Origin of the sequence: Longimicrobium sp. (genome assembly GCF_036280135.1) — a bacterium.
Classification (GTDB): Bacteria; Gemmatimonadota; Gemmatimonadetes; order Longimicrobiales; family Longimicrobiaceae; genus Longimicrobium.
In genome coordinates this window covers 1-3,295 of sequence record NZ_DASURI010000946.1, presented here as the reverse complement: position 1 = coordinate 3,295, position 3,295 = coordinate 1, and the positions used below count along the sequence as shown (strand labels likewise).

Below are 3,295 nucleotides of genomic sequence, written 5' to 3'. Positions count from 1 at the left end.
GGACGCGGAGGCGCTGGCCCGCGACCCGTCCACCCTCTCCGCGTTCGACGACCTGCTGCTGCGATGGTCGGAGCGCGTGTGGGACGGCCTCGTGGGCCGCGGTACCGTGCGCCGGGCCACGGGCGGTGGCATCGGGGAGGAAGTGTGGCTGCCGAAGGGCTTCAACCTCCGGCCGGACCAGCCGTTCGTCTGGCTGGAGCCCGTGGACGGCGACCTGCGCCTGCTGGGCCGCCGCGCCGCCCCCGTCGGGACGGGCGAGATCGTCCCCCTGACGCGCCGCGGCTGGGCGGAGTCGGTGGACGACGCGCGGGTGCGGCTGCTGGACACGGCGGCGCTCGTGGCCCGGGAAGGGGTGGACGGCGCCTGGCGCGCCCTGGCGCGGCTGCACCACGTGGCCATGGAGCTGGCCGTGGAGCGCGCCCTGGGCGAGGAGGCGGCGTACCGCGAGCGGCTGCAGGCCCGCGAGCGCGCCCGCGCGTCGGAGATGGCGCAGGGGCTGGCCCGGCTGGCCAGCACGCTGGAGACGGACCGCGCCGCGTTCGGCATGCGGATGCGCCCGCCGGAGGGGCCCGGCGAGGACACGCTCTTTGCCGCGTTCCGCCTGGTGGCGCAGGCGCAGGGGCTGGAGGTGGAGCCGCCCGCGCACCCCGTGCCCGTCAAGGACCCCATCCAGGGGCTGGCCCGCGCCTGCCGCGTACGCGCCCGCCGCGTGGTGCTGCGCGAGGGGTGGTGGCGCGCGGACAACGGCCCCCTCCTGGGCCGGTGGGGAGACCGTCCCGTGCCCCTGGCCCTGCTGCCGGCACGCGGGGGCGGCTACGAGGCGTTCGACCCGGCGGACCGGTCGCGCGTGCGCGTGGACGAGGCCCTCGCGCAGCAGGTGGGTCCCACGGCGTACATGGTCTACCGGCCGTTCCCGGCAGAGGCGCTGACGCCCCTGGCCGTGCTGCGCTTTGGCCTGCACGGGTGCAGGCCGGACGTGGTGACGGCGCTCGTGGCGGCGCTGCTGGGGGCCGTGCTGGGACTGGTGCTGCCGCTGGCGACGGGGCTGCTGTTCGAGAGCATCATCCCCGGTGCGGACCGGCCGCAGCTCGTGCAGATGACGCTCGTGCTGCTGGCCGTGGCCCTGGCCGGCGCGCTGTTCACCGTGGTGCGCGGCGTGGCGCTCGTGCGCATCGAGTCGCGGACGGCGGCGGGGGTCCAGGCAGCCGTGTGGGACCGGCTCATCGCCCTGCCCCTGCCGTTCTTTCGCGCCTACTCCGCCGGCGACCTGGCCATGCGGGCCATGAACGTGGACGAGATCCGCCGGGTGATGACGGGCGCCGTGGTCACGGGGCTGCTCTCCGGGCTGTTCTCGCTCAGCAACCTCTTCCTGCTCTTTCACTACGACGCCGTCCTGGGCGCCGTGGGCACGCTGCTCATCGCCGTGTCGCTCGTGGCGTCCGTCGGCATCGGCCTGCTGCAGCTGCGCAGCCAGCGGGCCATCCTGACGAGCCGGTCCCGGATCAGCGGGATGATGCTGCAGTTCCTCACGGGCATCTCCAAGCTCAAGCTGGCCGGCGCGGAGCCGCAGGCGTTCTCGCAGTGGGCGCGGGCGTTCGGCGAGCAGCGCGACCGGCAGTACCGCAACCGCAGCCTGGGCATCCGCCTGGCCGTCTTCAACGCGGCGTACCCCATCGTCTGCTCCATCGTCCTCTTTACCCTCGCGGCGGGCCGCCTGGGGACGGAGGACGCGCTGGGGACGGGCGAGTTCCTGGGCTTTACGGCCGCGTTCGGCCTGTGCCTGGGGGCCGTGCTCTCCACGAGCAACGCCGTGCTGCAGGCGCTGAACGCCGTGCCGCTGTACGAGCAGGTCAAGCCCATCCTGCACACCACGCCCGAGGTGCGCCCCGGCAAGGACGACCCCGGCGAGCTTTCCGGCGCCCTAGAGCTGCAGCACGTCTCCTTTCGCTACGGGGACGGGCCGCAGGTGCTGCGCGACGTTTCCGTGCGCATCAACCCGGGCGAGTTCGTGGCCTTCGTGGGGCCGTCCGGCTCGGGCAAGTCCACGTGCTTTCGCCTCCTGCTGGGGTTCGACACGCCCGAGGTGGGCAGCGTGGCGTACGACGAGCAGGACCTGGCGGGGCTGGACGTGGAGGCCGTGCGCCGGCAGATCGGCGTGGTGCTGCAGAGCGGGCGGGTGATGAACGGCGACCTGTTCACCAACATCGCCGGCTCGTCGCCGGCCACCCTGGACGACGCGTGGGAGGCGGCGCGGATGGCGGGGCTGGACGAGGACATCCGCAAGATGCCCATGGGGATGCACACCATCGTCAGCGACGGCGGCGGCACGCTCAGCGGCGGCCAGCGGCAGCGGCTGATGATCGCCCGCGCCATCGTGGGCCGTCCCCGCATCCTGCTGATGGACGAGGCCACGAGCGCCCTGGACAACCGCACGCAGGCCATCGTGAGCGAATCGCTGGACCGCCTGCGCGCCACCCGCGTGGTGATCGCGCACCGGCTGAGCACCATCCTGCACGCGGACCGCATCCACGTGCTCGTGGCGGGCGAGATCGTGGAGAGCGGCAGCTACGACGAGCTGATGGCGCTGGACGGCGTCTTTGCCGCCATGGCCCGCCGCCAGCTCGCGTAACGGACGAACGGCGGAACGACTGAACTGCATTCTCACGCAGAGCCGCGGAGGACGCAGAGAACTGCAACTGCAGATCGCGCACGGGCCGACGTTCTCCCCTCCCCGCGAGGAACGAGCGGGGAGGGACCGGGGGAGGGGCGCTCCGCTGCCGGCGCGGACTGTCTGCAGTGAGATGAAGTTCTCCCTTCCCCCATGCCGTTCATGGGGGAAGGGTCGGGGATGGGGGGCGCTCCGCCGCCGGCGCAAACCATCCTCCGTCAGACGACGTTTCTCACCACGCATGACCGGGTATCCTCCACACCACGCGGCACCGGGACACACCGATGTACACGAAGCACCGAATCCGCCGCGCGTCGCTGCTCGCGGTCCTGCTGGCCACCAGCATCCTGGGCGCGTGCGGCGGTGGCGACGACCCCGCGTCGCAGCGCGCCCGGCGGGCGTCGGGCACGGGCGCCATCGTCATCGGGGCCGCGTGGCCGTGGGAGATGCGCGGCGCCGACATCCTCTACGGCAAGGGGATGGACCTGGCCGTGGAGGAGGTCAACCAGGCCGGCGGCGTGCTGGGCCGCCCCCTCAAGCTGCTGCGCCTGGACGACCAGGCCTCCGTGGACCAGGGTCGCCTCGTGGCGCAGGAGCTGGGGCGCAACCCCGACGTCGTAGCCGTCA

Annotated in this window: 2 protein-coding genes; both read left to right on the top strand. The window is 73.3% G+C overall.

The genetic code is table 11. From position 1 onward, the window contains the following. On the top strand, positions 1-2,629 hold a 2,629-nt coding region (locus VFZ20_RS30475), incomplete at its 5' end, for an NHLP bacteriocin export ABC transporter permease/ATPase subunit (protein WP_329687743.1). A 323-nt stretch (positions 2,630-2,952) separates the two neighbouring features. Further along, on the top strand, positions 2,953-3,295 hold a 343-nt coding region (locus tag VFZ20_RS30470), incomplete at its 3' end, for an ABC transporter substrate-binding protein (protein WP_329687742.1).